The sequence below is a fragment of the Arenibacter palladensis genome, from assembly GCF_900129275.1.
Lineage (GTDB): Bacteria > Bacteroidota > Bacteroidia > Flavobacteriales > Flavobacteriaceae > Arenibacter > Arenibacter palladensis.
Genome location: NZ_FQUX01000012.1, coordinates 67,973 through 84,228 on the forward strand (window position 1 = coordinate 67,973; position 16,256 = coordinate 84,228).

The 16,256-nt window shown below is 39.6% G+C and carries 11 protein-coding genes; 5 read left to right on the forward strand and 6 right to left on the reverse strand.

Going from position 1 to position 16,256, the window contains the following annotated elements:
- Positions 1-235: 235 nt before the first annotated feature.
- Complete coding sequence (locus BUA60_RS21490; protein WP_072865426.1) at positions 236-2,923, reverse strand: carboxypeptidase regulatory-like domain-containing protein; 2,688 nt, start codon at positions 2,921-2,923, stop codon at positions 236-238.
- 53 nt (positions 2,924-2,976) lie between these two features.
- A complete protein-coding gene (locus BUA60_RS21495; protein ID WP_072865428.1) occupies positions 2,977-3,819 on the reverse strand; it encodes a GLPGLI family protein in 843 nt (280 codons plus the stop codon).
- Positions 3,820-4,015: 196 nt separating this feature from the next.
- Here BUA60_RS21495 and BUA60_RS21505 point away from each other — a divergent pair, with 196 nt between their 5' ends.
- Positions 4,016-4,630: a deoxynucleoside kinase gene (locus tag BUA60_RS21505; protein ID WP_072865432.1), complete on the forward strand. Its 615-nt coding sequence runs from the start codon at positions 4,016-4,018 to the stop codon at positions 4,628-4,630.
- 438 nt (positions 4,631-5,068) lie between these two features.
- On the opposite strand, the gene BUA60_RS21510 is transcribed toward BUA60_RS21505, so the two are convergent.
- The 4 genes from BUA60_RS21510 to BUA60_RS21525 form a co-directional block, all read right to left on the reverse strand.
- A complete protein-coding gene (locus BUA60_RS21510; protein ID WP_072865435.1) occupies positions 5,069-7,483 on the reverse strand; it encodes a sodium-translocating pyrophosphatase in 2,415 nt (804 codons plus the stop codon).
- Between the two features lie 114 nt (positions 7,484-7,597).
- The gene (locus tag BUA60_RS21515; protein ID WP_072865437.1) at positions 7,598-8,128 is read right to left on the reverse strand and encodes an inorganic diphosphatase; all 531 of its coding nucleotides are present in this window, start codon (positions 8,126-8,128) and stop codon (positions 7,598-7,600) included.
- Between the two features lie 69 nt (positions 8,129-8,197).
- Positions 8,198-10,693 (reverse strand): DUF5686 family protein, encoded by a 2,496-nt coding sequence (locus BUA60_RS21520; protein ID WP_072865439.1) that lies wholly within the window; start codon positions 10,691-10,693, stop codon positions 8,198-8,200.
- 170 nt (positions 10,694-10,863) lie between these two features.
- A complete protein-coding gene (locus BUA60_RS21525) occupies positions 10,864-11,844 on the reverse strand; it encodes a pyruvate dehydrogenase complex E1 component subunit beta (protein WP_072865441.1) in 981 nt (326 codons plus the stop codon).
- A 186-nt stretch (positions 11,845-12,030) separates the two neighbouring features.
- On the opposite strand from BUA60_RS21525, the gene BUA60_RS21530 reads away from it, so the two are divergent.
- The 4 genes from BUA60_RS21530 to BUA60_RS21545 all read left to right on the forward strand — a co-directional run bounded on the left by BUA60_RS21530 (position 12,031) and on the right by BUA60_RS21545 (position 16,064).
- Positions 12,031-12,777, forward strand: a complete 747-nt coding sequence (locus tag BUA60_RS21530; RefSeq protein WP_072865443.1) for an electron transfer flavoprotein subunit beta/FixA family protein — start codon at positions 12,031-12,033, stop codon at positions 12,775-12,777.
- Between the two features lie 114 nt (positions 12,778-12,891).
- Entirely contained in the window at positions 12,892-13,860 is a 969-nt protein-coding gene (locus BUA60_RS21535) for an electron transfer flavoprotein subunit alpha/FixB family protein (RefSeq protein ID WP_072865445.1), read from the forward strand.
- An 89-nt stretch (positions 13,861-13,949) separates the two neighbouring features.
- Positions 13,950-14,579 carry a bifunctional nuclease family protein gene (locus BUA60_RS21540; protein WP_072865447.1) on the forward strand — a complete coding sequence of 210 codons (630 nt, stop codon included), beginning with the start codon at positions 13,950-13,952 and terminating at the stop codon, positions 14,577-14,579.
- Between the two features lie 24 nt (positions 14,580-14,603).
- Complete coding sequence (locus BUA60_RS21545; RefSeq protein WP_072865449.1) at positions 14,604-16,064, forward strand: NupC/NupG family nucleoside CNT transporter; 1,461 nt, start codon at positions 14,604-14,606, stop codon at positions 16,062-16,064.
- Positions 16,065-16,256: the final 192 nt, after the last annotated feature.

A 16,256-nucleotide genomic window follows, 5' to 3' on the forward strand; every position in this document is an offset into this window, starting at 1 on the left:
TAAATAAAAATTAATAGGGATTTGACCAAGCATACTAGAGAAGAGTGGATGTTACAGTTCCAATGGAACAGAACAACGTAAACTGCTTTAGCATTTATTTATGCCGAAACTAATTCAGCACATGAGGTTGCAATCAGTCAAATCCTTCCTCGATATTTTTTCGCGTACAAAAGTACAAGAATTCTTGACGTAACTAAAAATGTTTAACAACAAATTTAAAATTGACCCTAAAAATCTACAAATCGTATTTTACGGTAAACAGGATATACCTTGGTTGAATGAAATAAGCAGAGGTCGTAAAAAATAATTCGTTGGTGCTATCCCTATTCAAGGTATCCGTTCCAAGCAGGTTGGTACCCTTAATCCCAAATTCCCACGGACTGTCCTTTTTCTGGTAACTAAGGTTTCCTTCCAAAAAACTATACGTATTGTCGATGGTATTATCTTTGTCCATATACTTATAGTAATCATAATCCATGGTAAAAATGAAGCTTTTTAGAAAGTTGGCATCAAACTTAGCATAGGGCTGGTTCGTATAAAAGGTAGTTTTTCTACCCCCATTATCATAATTATTTACATTATACCTATAACCTACCTCCAGGTTTGGGGCATTCCTAAAATTGGTGGCCAGGGAAGAAGTATAGTTCTGTGTAAAGGATTCCGATCTTCTAGGTTCCAAATCAATAATATTATTGGTGGCAGACCAGGAAACATTTGCCCCTACGGAAGCTTTTATTTTACCAAAAGTTCGTTGATACCTACCATTGGCACTTAAGGATTCGTCTTCCAAATTAGAATTTATGGTAGTACCAATCCTGTTTATCCCAATAATTTCCGAAGAACTTTTAAGCGCGTCTATTCGTTTGGTATAAGTAACATTCCCGAAAATATTGGTAAAATTGAACATATTAAAACTAAAGAAGTTCAATGATAGATTGTGATTCAAAGCACTCTCCAAATCCCTGTTCCCAGAATAAACGGAGTTGTAGTTATTGAGCACATAGGCCTCCGCAAAGCTATTAACATCGGTAAAAGATCTTGATACCCTATAATTAAATCGAATATTTTCTGATTTTTTAAGTTGCGCATTTATGTACAGATCGGGCAACAAAGCGGTTAAATTATCCTCAACAGTAGTTCCCAGCTGTTCGTTTTTAGTACTGTATTGATGTAAGGTAACACCCGGATTAAAGGTAAATATCCCTGCTATTACCTTATAATGAAAACCCAAATACAAATCCGAAACATTATAAGTTACATCGTTGTTGAACTCGCTGTCTGTAAAAGTCAATGGTGCCCCACCATCCAATATTTGAAAAATGTCGGAATTAAAATTTTGATGACTCTGTGTAGTACCCAGAGTAAAATTTAAATTACTCTTTTGGCCGGTTACCCAATAATAATCCAATTTCGCATCCACTTTATTGGTTATGGTATTTTTTCCCTGATTGAGGTTATAGATACTCTGATCTTCATCTACCGGAAAAATATCAATAAAGGCAAAATTATCCCTTATAGCATTGTAAAATGGATCCTCATCCTGATAAATATGTTGGGCTTCAAATGCAAAAATATTCTTTGAATTTAGAGTGGTATAATAAATATTGGCATTTTGATTTACGGAAATAGGCCTTTGCTTCTTGGTTTCCGTAATTTCATCGGTAATTGTGGAAACTGAAATAACGTTCTCAATTTCATCATCATCAGATTGTTTCAAAAGTATGTCATAATCAAATTGCAACCTGTCATTAGGCTTGTACTTGGAACTAAATTTCGCCAATCCCAAATGAGCGGTTTGATCTGTAGAGGTAGTGGCATCCTCCGTTTCATTGGAGGAAATATAAACCCTTCTCGTTTGGTTTTCCATTATGGTCCCGGTATAGGAATAAATACCAAATCCACTCAAATCCCAATTTTCCTTTGGGGAATAACTAAAATTTACAGCGGCAAACTTAGTATCTATGTTTTTTGCCCTATTGTTCTGAAGACTGGACAATCCCAGGCCATCACCCCCAATATCAATGGAACTTCCACTTGAACTGCCCAGATTTCTAAATCCGCCGGTAAAATTCTGGTAATCCCTTCTATTAAAAGGAGCTTCACCAATATTATTAAGATCGGTAATAATATTTATACTGTAATCCGGACTGTAGTAAAACAATTTTGGATGCGCTAAATAACTATCATTGGTACCAACGCCTGCCGTTATTTCACCAAACCAAAACCTCTTCTTCCCTTCCTTCAACTTAATATTAAGCGCAACATTGTCCGTATCATTGGTTAGTCCCTTCATTTGGGTTACCTCATTAAAATTCCTCAAAACCTCTATTTTATCCAAGGCATTGGCCGGAATATTTTCTGCCGCCAGCTTGGAATCCCCATCAAAGAAATCCTTGCCCTCTACCATTACTTTGGTCACTTGTTTCCCCTCTACCTCTATTTGCCCATCTTCATTTATTTCTACCCCAGGTAAATTGGCCAGTACATCCTTAAGCTTCTTTTCCGTACCTGTAACAAAAGAATCCGTATTATAAACTATGGTATCTCCCTTCACCGAAACGGGCATCTCGTAGGTAACCTCAACCTCGTCCAACTGATTGGTTTGCTCATAAAGAACAATGTCCTTGTTAACATTGTTTGTAGGCGCGGTAAAAGAGAATTCTTCCGTTTTAAAACCTAAATAGCTTACACGAACATTAAAATTTGCTCCTGCTTTCAAATTTAACTTATAGAGTCCACTATGATTTGTTATACCGTAAGATTCCAACGCCTTGGTTTCTGTATTTATGGCAATGACATTTGCCATATCGACTCCTACTCCTGTAGAATCCTTTACTGTTCCCGTTAGGGTAATTTCTTGACCGAAAGCTGTAGTAAAAGCAAAAATAGCTACAAGTACGGAATAAACATTCTTATTGTACATCTATAAAATATTAAAATACCTAAAATATGGTTAATGACTAAAAAAAGTAAGAACTATGGCCTGCCACCTCCACCACCTCTATTTCCTCCGCCACCACGACGAAAATTCTCCCTCATCTCGGCCATCTTTTCTTTGGATATTTTATCATATTCCTCTTGAGTAACCGTTTTGCCCTTATTTGGTGCCTTTATCTCTTTCTTCTCTGTTGGGTTGAGTACCAGTTTTGTACACAGAATAACCGTAACATCATCTGTAACTTCCAAAATTAGACCAGGAAGCCCCCAATATTCCCCTGGACCTTGATTTACAGGGATATCCGGAGCATACCAAGCAGTTATCTCAATATCCTTTTCTGTAAATTCCTCTTCCTGATTATCATCGTTTCCACCTCCCCTACGAAAAATTGCCCTCATATTGGGCCTTTTAATAGTTTTGGTTGCAGTGGCCTTAAAGGCAGTATAATTACCGATCTGCTTTGACTCCCCTCCCAGTTTCCATTCCAATTTGGGCAAAGTATCATCTACTAGAAAAATCTTTCCCAAAAGTTCATTTTTAACCAAATACCTACCTTCCTTTACATCTTTATAATAATCCCCACCGGCTCCGCTCATCATGCCGAATCGTCTACCTCCCCTGTCGTTGCCAGGTTGTTCCAATCTTTCCTCCTCACTGTATATCGATGCGGATTTGTCAAAGGTTAAAATATAGGTCCGCTCATTGGCTTCCTTCATTCTTTGCATTATTTCCTTTTTTCTATCCTCCGGAATTTGCCTTCCCCCAAAATCCATATTAACAGTGGTCTTACTAAAATAAGTGGCCTCGCCCTGAAAATCCTGGGCATAAATTCCGAATTGGGATGCCAATAGCATCAAGGAAAACAAATAGAAAATTTTCATTATTATATAATTTATATCAACCCTAAGACTGCAACAATTTGATTTGGTTTAATCCAAAATGAATAAAAAATACAATTATCCTTTTCCATAAGTTTTTTATCGGATATTCCCACAAAGATTTTACCATGCACCCGATATCTTGTATATTGTACCTCTTTATTATAAGTGCAAAAACACTAACCATAATTACAAACCTATGCATATCGCCGTTGCAGGAAATATTGGGGCTGGCAAAACAACCTTGACAAGATTACTATCCAAACACTACCAATGGGAGGCCCAATTTGAAGATGTGGTAGACAATCCCTATTTGGATGACTTTTACAATCAAATGGAAAGATGGAGCTTTAATCTCCAGATTTACTTTTTAAACAATAGGTACAGACAAATTTTACAGATAAGGAAGGGTGGCAAAGACACTATTCAGGACAGGACCATTTACGAAGATGCCCACATTTTTGCCCCAAACCTTCATGCCATGGGTTTAATGACCAATAGGGATTTCAGCAATTACACCAGTTTGTTCGAATTAATGGAGTCTTTGGTACAACCTCCAGATCTATTGATTTATTTAAGAAGTTCCATCCCAAATTTGGTAAATCAAATTCACAAGCGCGGACGTGAATATGAAAACAGTATTTCCATCGACTACCTAAGCCGATTGAACGAACGCTACGAAGCCTGGGCGCAAAGCTATGAAAAAGGCAATCTTTTGGTCATTGATGTTGACAAATTGAATTTCGTGGACGAACCGGAAGATTTGGGCTTGGTAATCAACAAGATTGACGCCGAAATCAATGGACTTTTTTAATCCACTTACCTTAGGAATCTTATTGATAAAAAGAAACAACTAAGCCCAGTAGTCCTAAATTGGATCCATTAACAGCTTGCCGCCACTACTCTAAAACAAACTGGTCAGAAATGCTAGGAAGCAGGAAAGAACCATATTAAAAACACTCCTACAATTATTGCCATTCCAAGGATAAGCACAATCCATTTTGATAACTGCCTGGTTACAAACACCTGCCATAACCCCTAAATTTACACATAGGCTAAAGGTCTGTAGCCCTGCGAGGTCACTATTGGCTTTTTCAAGTTGAAGACCTACCTAAAAGCCCAATCCAAAAGCAATGCCCAATGTAGTTGAATCGTGATAATCCACACACCATTGGGTATTAACAACTTAAAAGCAAAAAACCCCGTATAAACGGGGTTTTTAAGACAATGTCAAAAAAATAAGTTTTACAACTTACTTTCTAATATCTATTTTCTCAATAACTACTTTCTTATCATTTTCATCCGATGTCTGGGCAGTCTTTTCAAATGCCTCCAATTGGGCTTTTACTTCCGCCTGGGTTCCATTGAACGTTTTCTCCTCAATGGTGGTTTCACCGCTCACGGTAGTTGTATAAGTTATTACAGCCTGAGCCAAATCGGCCGATTCAACGTTCATTTCAATCTGCACCTCTTGCTCCGCAACCCCTGATTCCAAATGTCCTCCTAATATTGGGGCGATTACCAATCCAATTAAACAAGTAAGTTTTATAAGAATATTCATTGAAGGTCCTGAGGTATCCTTAAATGGATCACCTACGGTATCCCCTGTTACTGCAGCTTTGTGGGCGTCAGACCCCTTGTAGGTCATCTCTCCATTAATTTCAACACCTGCCTCAAAAGACTTTTTAGCGTTATCCCAAGCACCACCGGCATTGTTTTGGAATATGGCCCAAAGTACCCCAGAAACTGTAACACCGGCCATATAACCTCCCAACATTTCAGCAATCAATTGGTTATCACTTCCATAAACCAATTTACCCAAAAGCACAATAGCAATAGGAAATCCAATGGTAAGTATACCTGGCAACATCATTTCACGTAGTGCAGCCTTGGTAGATATATCCACACACTTAGCATAATCAGGTTTCCCTGTGCCTTCCATTATTCCAGGAATTTCCTTAAACTGTCTTCTCACCTCATAAACCATGTCCATAGCCGCTTTTCCCACCGAATTCATGGCCAAGGCCGAAAATACAACCGGAATCATACCACCTACAAAAAGCATGGCCAATACTGGTGCCTTAAAAATGTTAATTCCGTCGATTCCCGTAAAAGTTACATAAGCGGCAAATAATGCCAAGGAAGTCAATGCAGCGGAAGCAATAGCAAATCCTTTTCCTGTAGCCGCCGTGGTGTTCCCTACAGAATCCAAAATATCAGTTCTCTCCCTAACAATAGGATCCTGCTCACTCATCTCTGCAATACCCCCTGCGTTATCCGAAATAGGTCCAAACGCGTCTATAGCCAACTGCATGGCTGTGGTAGCCATCATTGCGGAAGCGGCCAATGCCACCCCATAAAAACCGGCAAAGGCGTAAGAAGACCAAATTGCGGCAGCAAATATTAGTACCGTTGGAAATGTAGAAATCATCCCCGTTGCCAAACCGGCAATTACATTGGTCCCGGCACCAGTACTAGATTTTTGAACTATGGCCATAACTGGCTTTGTTCCCAAACCTGTATAATATTCAGTAACCGAAGAGATAACCCCACCAACAACCAAACCTATAACGGTAGCATAAAACACCCTTATAGACGAAATATCCTTTAAACCTTCACCAAAAAACTCCATTTGCATGGTTTCTGGCAACATATATTTTACCAAAACAAAACAGGCAATCAGGGTCAATACAATAGAAACCCAGTTTCCTACGTTCAAGGCACCCTGTACTTCCTTTTCCTTGGCCTCGTTATTTTTAATTTTCACCAACATAGTACCTACTATGGAAAATATAATTCCAAAGCCAGCAATTGCCATAGGCAATAAAATTGGTCCAATACCACCAAAGGCATCTTGGATGGCACCACCCATATCCTTAATAACATAATTCCCAAGAACCATGGCTGCCAAAACGGTAGCAACATAAGAACCAAATAAATCGGCCCCCATACCTGCAACATCACCAACATTATCCCCTACGTTATCGGCAATGGTAGCCGGGTTACGGGGATCATCTTCAGGAATACCGGCCTCTACCTTTCCTACCAAATCCGCCCCAACATCTGCAGCCTTAGTGTAAATACCTCCACCAACTCTAGCGAACAAGGCAATAGATTCCGCACCAAGGGAAAAACCAGCCAATGTTTCAAGAACAATGGTCATATCCTCGGTAGAAGTCCAAGCACCGTTCATAAAGAACTGAAATAACAGTATAAAAGCCGTAGTCAGACCCAATACGGCCAGACCTGCAACACCAAGCCCCATGACAGTACCGCCCCCAAAAGACACCTTTAAGGCCTGAGGTAGACTGGTACGAGCAGCTTGCGTGGTTCTAACATTAGTTTTTGTGGCAATCTTCATTCCCATATTACCTGCCAATGCAGAAAAGAATGCGCCAAAAATAAAAGCTACCACAATAAGAATATGGGTAGTAGGCACTATAAAAGAAATTGCGGCCAAAGCAACACTGGCCCCTATAACAAAAAATGTCAATAATTTATACTCTGCTTTTAGAAAAGCCAAGGCACCTTCATAGATATAATCTGAAATTTCTTTCATTTTACCGTCCCCGGCATTTTGTTTTAACACCCAAGACCTTTTTACCGCCATAAAAGCAAGACCTACCAATGCCATAATTACTGGCAAGTAAATAATTATTGATTCCATTTGTTTGATTGTTTGTTATATATTTTGAGGGGCAAAAGTAGTAAAATATGGTAGAATAAAAAAAGCAATATTACTTCCGCAATATTGCTTTTTAACTTTTTAAAAAATTAAGGCTTAATACTTTATGCTTACATCCTGTTTTGGGACGTCACTATCCTTAAACCTCTGTATACATTTTGCAACAATTTCCCTAGCTTCCTTTTGCTCTCCCCATCCGCCAACATCAACTTTTTTCTTTTCAAGATCCTTGTAGACTTTAAAGAAATGTTCAATTTCCTTTATTAAATGGGGATTTAATTCGCTTAGATCATTGATCTTATTCCATACTGGATCGGATACGGGTACGCAGATTACCTTTTCATCCGGTCCTTTTTCATCGGTCATATGAAATACGCCTATAGGCTTTACTTCCATAACACAACCGGGAAAAGTTGCTTCGGTCACCAAAACAAGAACGTCCAACGGGTCACCATCCAGAGCCAAGGTTTCCGGTACAAACCCGTAATCGGCCGGATACATCATGGACGAAAAAATCATCCTATCGTACCTTATTTTCTTTAAGGCAAAATCGTATTCATATTTGTTTCTACTACCCTTAGGTATTTCAATCAATACATCGAACGACGTAATATCTTCACTGCTCATATGGTTATGTTTAATCTTATAATTTTCTAAAATAACAAATTAATATCAGGTAACGGTCAAAAAAGTATATCAGAAGTGAAATCCGAATGATCCGGTTACACCAAAAGACCTGGCTCCAGGGTTTTCCAAATAATTCCCCCTAAAGTTAAAATCTATCCTCAATATCTTTAAAATATTCCCAACTCCTACCGAATACTCCCAATATATCTTATCATTAGGGGCCATTAAGGGAATATTTGCCGGGGCGCTCAAGGCTCGGTTTTCATCCGAAAGTTCTCCCCACACTCCCCTTAGTCCAACTATCTCCCTAAGGTTCCATTTTCTCATAAAGGGTATCCTGGAGAAAAATCTTCCATTAAAATTGTGTTCCAAATGTGCCGAGACATAAGTATCGGTCACAAATTCATAAAAATCCAGATTTGAGAACGTATTGTACACGGAGAAAAAAGTTTGATTTCCAGGAATAGCATTAAGCAATCCCAACGGAACCTCCCCATATGTCTTCCCTATTTCCACAGTACTTAGTAACCTGCCAAGTCCACCTACCTGCCAAGGCTGCGTATAACTAAACTGAACCTTTTTATAATCGAAATCACTATCCAAGAAGTTCTTCACCCCATTGGTATAGGACAAAAATAAGGTACTATAGTTATCATTTACATCGCGCCTTTCCACCCCGTTTCCTATGGTTTTCTTTCCCGGAGTATATATTAAAATGGTGGTAAGATCAAATTGATCAATTTCCGATGATATCCCCGTGGGCGAAGTGGGGTCTATATAATCCAAGCTAAAAGCATTGGGCAATGCGGAACTAAGTGACCTGTAAGACCCGCCTACACCTATCCTAAAGTTGGTAACCGGTTCCAGCTCCAGATTAAATGTACTGAGATCTATATTGGTAAGTCGGTCATTGGAACCCACTGTAAATACGGAAGAGGAAGCTATACTTCTTCCCAATACATCCGTAGTGGCCGTTAAGCTAATCCCCAGTTGTTCTATATCCCTTCTTTTACCACCTGAAATTATAAACCTGGATTTCTTGTCCACCAGCCATTTTCCGGAAATCCCATATTTAAATTTATCATCTCCAAACCCATATGCCAGATAGGCCTGCAATCGCCAAGGATCGTTCTGCCCAAAATAAGTCCGGGCTCCGGCCCTTAGTCGCACTCCCTCAGCTTCATTATAACCAAAAATACTGTACACATCCCCTAGGTCCAAATTCCACTTATCTATTTCCACATACCCGGATCCCAGTATGCTCACTATGTTATAATAGCTTTTAAATTTGGGCACTGTCTTTAAGGTATCCAACAATTTATAAATCCCTTTTTCATCGGCATTTAACGACTCCAACCTATTGGCTTCCCAAAATTCGTCTTCCTTGTTCAAGACCAATGGATCAAACGGGTCGGTCTTGGCCCTATAAAATTCATTTGGTTTCGGCTGATTAAATTTATAATCCCCATAAACCGTAGTCCTTTTTCCGTATACCCCTCTTGAATTTTCTTTTTTGTTGAAGCTAAAATCGGATAACATATAATCGCGGGTCAAAAGAAAAACCGAATCATTGACCACATCGAACTCCTGTTCTATATAAATCTCCTTTACCCAGTTGATATTGGCACTCTTGGTGACGGCTAAATTTATATTCTTCACCGCAAAGGTGGAATCGTTCACCCAAAAGTCCCCTTTAAACGTTAGCTCATTCTTTCGTCTAGGATAATAAATAATATTGTAACACCATTTATTATCTATAAAGGCACTATCCGCCAAAACATAATTATAGGTATCCACCCCTGTCCTGGACAATGGACTGGTAAAACTCTTATCGAAAAATTTTAAATAATTATTGTAAATATCGTAATCCGAATAAAGATCGGCGATAAAGGCAATTATAGCCTGATTATTGCTAAAGCCGGAATTCTTGCTCCCCAAGACATCTTCCTTTACTACGGCCGTCTCATTATTCCCGTAGACCTTGGAAAAAGTTTCGTTCAAAAAAATGGGCAGATAGGTCTTCCCTGTTATCCGTGAAGTATCCAAATCGTTAAAAACAAATTCCAACCCCTTAAAGACTCTACTCTTCATAAGGGCACTATCTATAGTATTGAGATCGAACTCTACTTTCTCATACTTGTCATACTGATATTGTTTAAACATATGAACCCCGTTCTTACGCTTTTTGGCCCATATTTTTTTGAGAATATCTATCGCCGGATTATTTTTTTTGTCGGTTTTACCAAAATAAACCACTACCTCATCCAACTGTTCGCTAGACTCAGCGAGCACAATATTCATATCATAAGTAACCTTAGCCGTAAGGTTTATTTCCTTGGTTTCATAACCAATAAAGGACACCAATAAGGTAGAATGCGTATTATCAGATTCCATATAAAACCTACCATTGTCATTGGTTATGGTGCCTTCCGAGGAATCTTTGAAAAGGACATTGGCAAACGAAACGGGTTCACCGGCCTCATCCAATACAATACCCCCAACCTTGGTCTGGGAAACAGAGCATTGAGCGATAAATAAGAATAAGATTAAAAGGATTCTTGTCATTTTCTTGTTTAAAAAGACTTCTAATAAAAAAGCACCTCTCCATTATAGCAAGGAACCGAACGTATAGACGTAACCAATAGTCCATACTTACCCTTTTAATTAGATTTATAATATAAAAGCTCCGTCGACCAAAAGCCAACGAAGCCATAACATCATTTTAAAATTAGGTATTATAATTTATACAATACTTTCTTGACCGCCTTTACCACATCTTCATGGTTAGGCAACCATTCTGCCAATAGTACGGGGGAATATGGTGCTGGGGTATCAGCCGTATTGATCTTTACGATTGGAGCATCCAAATAATCGAATGCGTTGGCCTGAACGTGATAGGTAATCTCAGTGGCCACATTGCCGAACGGCCATGCTTCTTCCAAAATAACCAATCTATTGGTTTTCTTAACAGAATTTAGAACAGCCTCATAATCCAATGGCTTAACCGTACGTAAATCAATAATTTCTACACTAATATTTTCCTTGGCCAATTCTTCCGCCGCCTTATCCGCTTCCTTAATTATTTTACCAAAGGAAACAATGGTAACATCTGTACCTTCCCTCCTTAAATCGGCAACACCCAATGGAATAGTAAATTCTCCTTCCGGCACCTCACCTTTATCACCATACATTTGTTCAGACTCCATAAAGATAACCGGATCATTATCGCGTATGGCAGCTTTTAAAAGTCCCTTGGCATCTTTTGGATTTGAAGGAACCACTACTTTTAGCCCTGGACAGTTGGCATACCAACTTTCAAAAGCTTGCGAGTGGGTCGCCGCCAATTGACCAGCAGAAGCTGTTGGGCCACGGAAAACAATGGGACAATTAAACTGACCTCCGGACATTTGTCTGATCTTGGCCGCGTTATTGATGATTTGATCTATCCCCACCAAAGCGAAATTAAAAGTCATAAACTCTATAATAGGTCTGTTACCAATCATAGCAGAACCCACGCCAATACCGGCAAAACCAAGTTCGGATATTGGAGTATCTATTACCCTTTCCGGACCAAATTCATCCAACATTCCTTTGGAAGCCTTATAGGCCCCGTTGTACTCAGCAACTTCTTCACCCATTAAATAAACGGACTCGTCCCTCCTCATCTCCTCGGACATTGCCTCCTGTATAGCCTCCCTAAACTGTAGTGTTTTCATCTTTAAAATGGAATCTTTATGTTAAAATGCTTAAAGCGCTAGCAAAAGTAGGAAATAATATATCAAAACTAAGAAGTAAACAATTAAAAATAACTCAAAAAAATACTATGCATGCATAGTATTTTAAAAAATTATTGAGTATATTAGCCACCATTTCTTAATCAATGGTCAACAAAATATTAATATATGAAAATTTTAGTATGTCTAAGTAATGTCCCGGACACTACTTCAAAAATAAACTTCACGGACGGTGATACCAAATTTGACACCAACGGGGTTCAATTCGTAATTAATCCTAATGATGAATTTGGCCTTACACGTGCCATGTGGTTCAAGGAAAAACAAGGAGCCACCGTACATGTTGCCACTGTTGGCGAGGCCAGCACGGAACCAACCATTAGAAAAGCCCTTGCCATTGGTGCGGATGAAGCAATTCGTGTAAACGCTTTTCCTGTAGACGGCTTTTTTGTGGCCGAACAGTTGGCAGAAATTGTTAAAAACGGAGAATATGACCTAGTAATTGCCGGAAGGGAATCCATTGATTACAATGGAGGAATGGTCCCTGGGATTATGGCCACCTTATTGGGCATGAACTTCATCAACACTTGTATAAGTTTGGAAATTGAAGGCAACAACGCTACCGCCACTAGGGAGATCGACGGTGGAAAGGAAAAAATAGCAACTACATTGCCATTGGTGATCGGGGGCCAAAAAGGCCTTGTTGCAGAAAGTGACCTAAGAATTCCGAACATGAGAGGAATTATGATGGCACGCCAAAAGAAATTAAATGTGGTTGAACCCACTTCATCCAAAAATGTCACGACCGACGTTAAGTTTGAAAAACCGGCACCAAAAGGCAAGGTGACATTGGTGGATGCGGATAATATTGACGAATTGATCAATTTATTGCACAATGAGGCGAAGGTCATCTAACAAAGCCTATTGCCTTAGGAATGCAATTTTTCATCAATCCAAAAGAAAATAATTTATAGCGCCCAATACCATATATCTTTGGAACAGGGCACTTATTAAAAAACATATAACGCTATGTCAGTTTTAGTATATACAGAATCCGAAAACGGGAAATTTAAGAAGAATGCCCATGAGGTTGCCTCCTACGCTTACGAGGTAGCCAAGCAACTGGGAACCACAGCTACGGCCATTTCCATCAATGCCAATAGCGCTGGGGACTTGGGAGACTTTGGAATTTCCAAGGTCTTGATTGTTTCCAATGAGCAACTAAAAACCTTTAACGCAAAGGCATATGCCCAGGTAATTGCCCAAGCGGCAGAAAAAGAAACAGCCAAAGTCATTATTCTTAGCTCCAGTGCGGATACAAAATTCTTGGCCCCGATCTTAACGGCACAATTAAAGGCCGGTTACGTTCCCAACGTAGTATCGGCCCCAGAAAGTACCAGTCCGTTCAAGGTAAAAAGAACTGTCTTTAGCAACAAGGGGTTTGCCATAACCGAAATTAGTTCCGACGTTAAAATTGTTGGCGTTTCCAATAACGCTTTTGGGAGTGCGGAAAACAAAACTACTGCCACAGTTGAGAGTTTTGACCCCAGCCTTGGCGACGATACCTTTACCACCAAATCTATAGAAATAGATAAGGTAGTAGGAAAAGCCACTATTGCCGATGCCGATATTGTGGTATCTGGAGGCCGCGGATTAAAAGGACCAGAAAATTGGGGAATGATAGAAGAATTGGCAGAAGTATTGGGAGCGGCCACAGCTTGTTCCAAACCCGTTTCAGATCTTGGATGGAGACCTCATGGAGAGCATGTTGGGCAAACCGGAAAACCGGTAGCCAGTAATCTATACATTGCTATAGGCATCTCCGGAGCAATTCAACACTTGGCGGGAGTTAGCTCTTCCAAAGTAAAAGTAGTCATCAATACGGACCCGGAAGCTCCCTTTTTTAAAGCTGCAGACTACGGTGTAGTTGGCGATGCTTTTGAAGTTGTTCCCAAGCTAATCGAAAAATTAAAGGAATTTAAGGCACAAAACGCTTAATTTTTGTTAAATTGTGCCCCTTAAAGGGCTGCTCAAATATACTTGGCCCGTCCAGTAATTTGAACAGCCTTTTTTAGTTATAAATTTCTATGAGTTTAGTTAGATTAAAAATAAAGGGGATTTCTTATAGCCAAACGCAAAATGGTGCATATGCCCTTATATTGAATGAAGTTGATGGTGACCGTAAACTACCTATAGTTATTGGGGCATTTGAAGCCCAATCCATAGCTATTGCCCTAGAGAAGGAAATTAAACCTCCAAGACCCCTGACCCATGATCTGTTTAAAAATTTTGCGGATCGCTTCGATATCGTAATCAAACAGGTCATCATCCACAAATTGGTCGATGGTGTTTTCTATTCCAGTATTATTTGCGAACGCGATAAGATAGAAGAGATTATAGATGCCAGGACCAGTGATGCCATTGCCTTGGCCCTTAGGTTCAACGCACCTATTTTCACCTACAAAACCATCTTGGACAAAGCGGGTATATTCCTTAAATTTTCTTCAAAAGAGAAGGACAAGGAAGATTCTGACGACAGCATTATGGTAGATGAAATTCTTCAGGAAGGGGAAACCGTAGAAATAAATCCTGGCGCTTCCGAAGGCTACAAGGAACTCAGCCTAGAGGAATTGTATGCCGAGTTGGACAAGGCCGTTGCCAGCGAAGACTATGAAAAGGCGGCAAAACTCAGGGACGAAATATCCAAACGCAAATAGTTTAGGAATAAATAAGATTATTGGATGAGAAATAAGCTTTGGGTTTTATTTATATTCTGCTTTATAGCATTTCCATCCCTAGCCCAAGAAATAAGCAACCCAAACTTACCACAGAATACCCCAGAGATCATTGCCAATCAAGGCATATCATTTCAGAGTCTATGGAGAGGTATTCTTGGAATGATATCGTTGATCTTTATTGCATACCTATTTAGCAATAACAAAAAAGCCATTAATTGGAAAACCGCGGGTATCGGACTCTTTATCCAATTGCTCTTGGCCATTTGTATTCTAATCGGCGAAAAAATAGGTTTTAACGCCTTCGGCTATAGATTCGACCTCAGCTTTGTTTCCAAAGTCTTTGAATTTGGAGGGAAGATTTTCGTAAGTATTCTTGATTTTACTAGGGCAGGAAGCAAATTCCTCTTTGAAGGCCTGGTGGTGGACATGGATACTTTCGGATTTATTTTTGCATTTCAGGTACTACCCACCATCATCTTTTTTTCGGCCTTGACATCGGTCTTGTTCTATTTGGGCATTATCCAAAAAGTAGTCCAGGCATTGGCTTGGTTACTGACCAAATCATTGGGGATTTCCGGTGCCGAAAGTTTAAGCGTAACAGGCAATATATTTTTAGGACAAACCGAAGCCCCTTTATTGATTAAGGCCTATTTGGAAAAAATGACCCGATCGGAAATGCTTTTGGTGATGATCGGCGGCATGGCAACCGTTGCCGGGGCCGTTTTAGCGGCCTATATAGGCTTTCTAGGTGGAGACGACCCAATCCTGAGGCTACAGTTTGCAAAACACCTCTTGGCAGCATCGGTAATGGCAGCTCCGGGGGCAATTGTTATTTCCAAAATTCTATATCCGCAAACCGAAGCCATCAATACAGATGTACATGTTTCCAATGAAAAGATTGGTTCCAATATTCTGGATTCCATTTCCAATGGAACAACCGAAGGCTTAAAATTGGCCGTAAACGTTGGCGCCATGCTTTTGGTATTTGTGGCCTTTATTGCCATGATAAATGGCATTTTAAATTGGACGGGCGATATTACCGATCTAAACTCATGGATTGCACTCAATTCACCTTACGAAAACTTTTCTTTGGAAGCCATTCTCGGAACCATTTTCGCCCCTCTAATGTGGCTCATTGGAGTGGATTCCGTAGACATCATGCTAATGGGACAGCTCTTGGGCATTAAATTGGCCGCCAGTGAGTTTATAGGTTATATACAATTGGCCGAACTAAAAAATATTGCCAGCAGCACCCATTTCACCTATAACAAATCTGTGATAATGGCTACCTATATGTTATGCGGATTCGCCAATTTTGCCTCAATTGGCATTCAGATCGGGGGCATAGGCTCCTTGGCACCAGGACAAAGAAAAACATTGTCGGAATTTGGAATGAAAGCTGTTTTGGGCGGATCTATCGCCTCTTTACTTTCGGCTACTATTGCCGGTATGATTCTAGGGTAAACACCTCCAATAAATTTGGAAATAATAGCTCCATTAAGAAGCATTCACCCTTGATCCCCGTTAATAAAATTTAATAACTTAAAACGTTTCCCAATCCTACTCAATATAGTTTTGCATAATTTCGCTACACAATTGTTCTTGGATATAAATCCAAAATAGGTTCGCTATATTTTGGAGAGCGTAAAGGCTAAA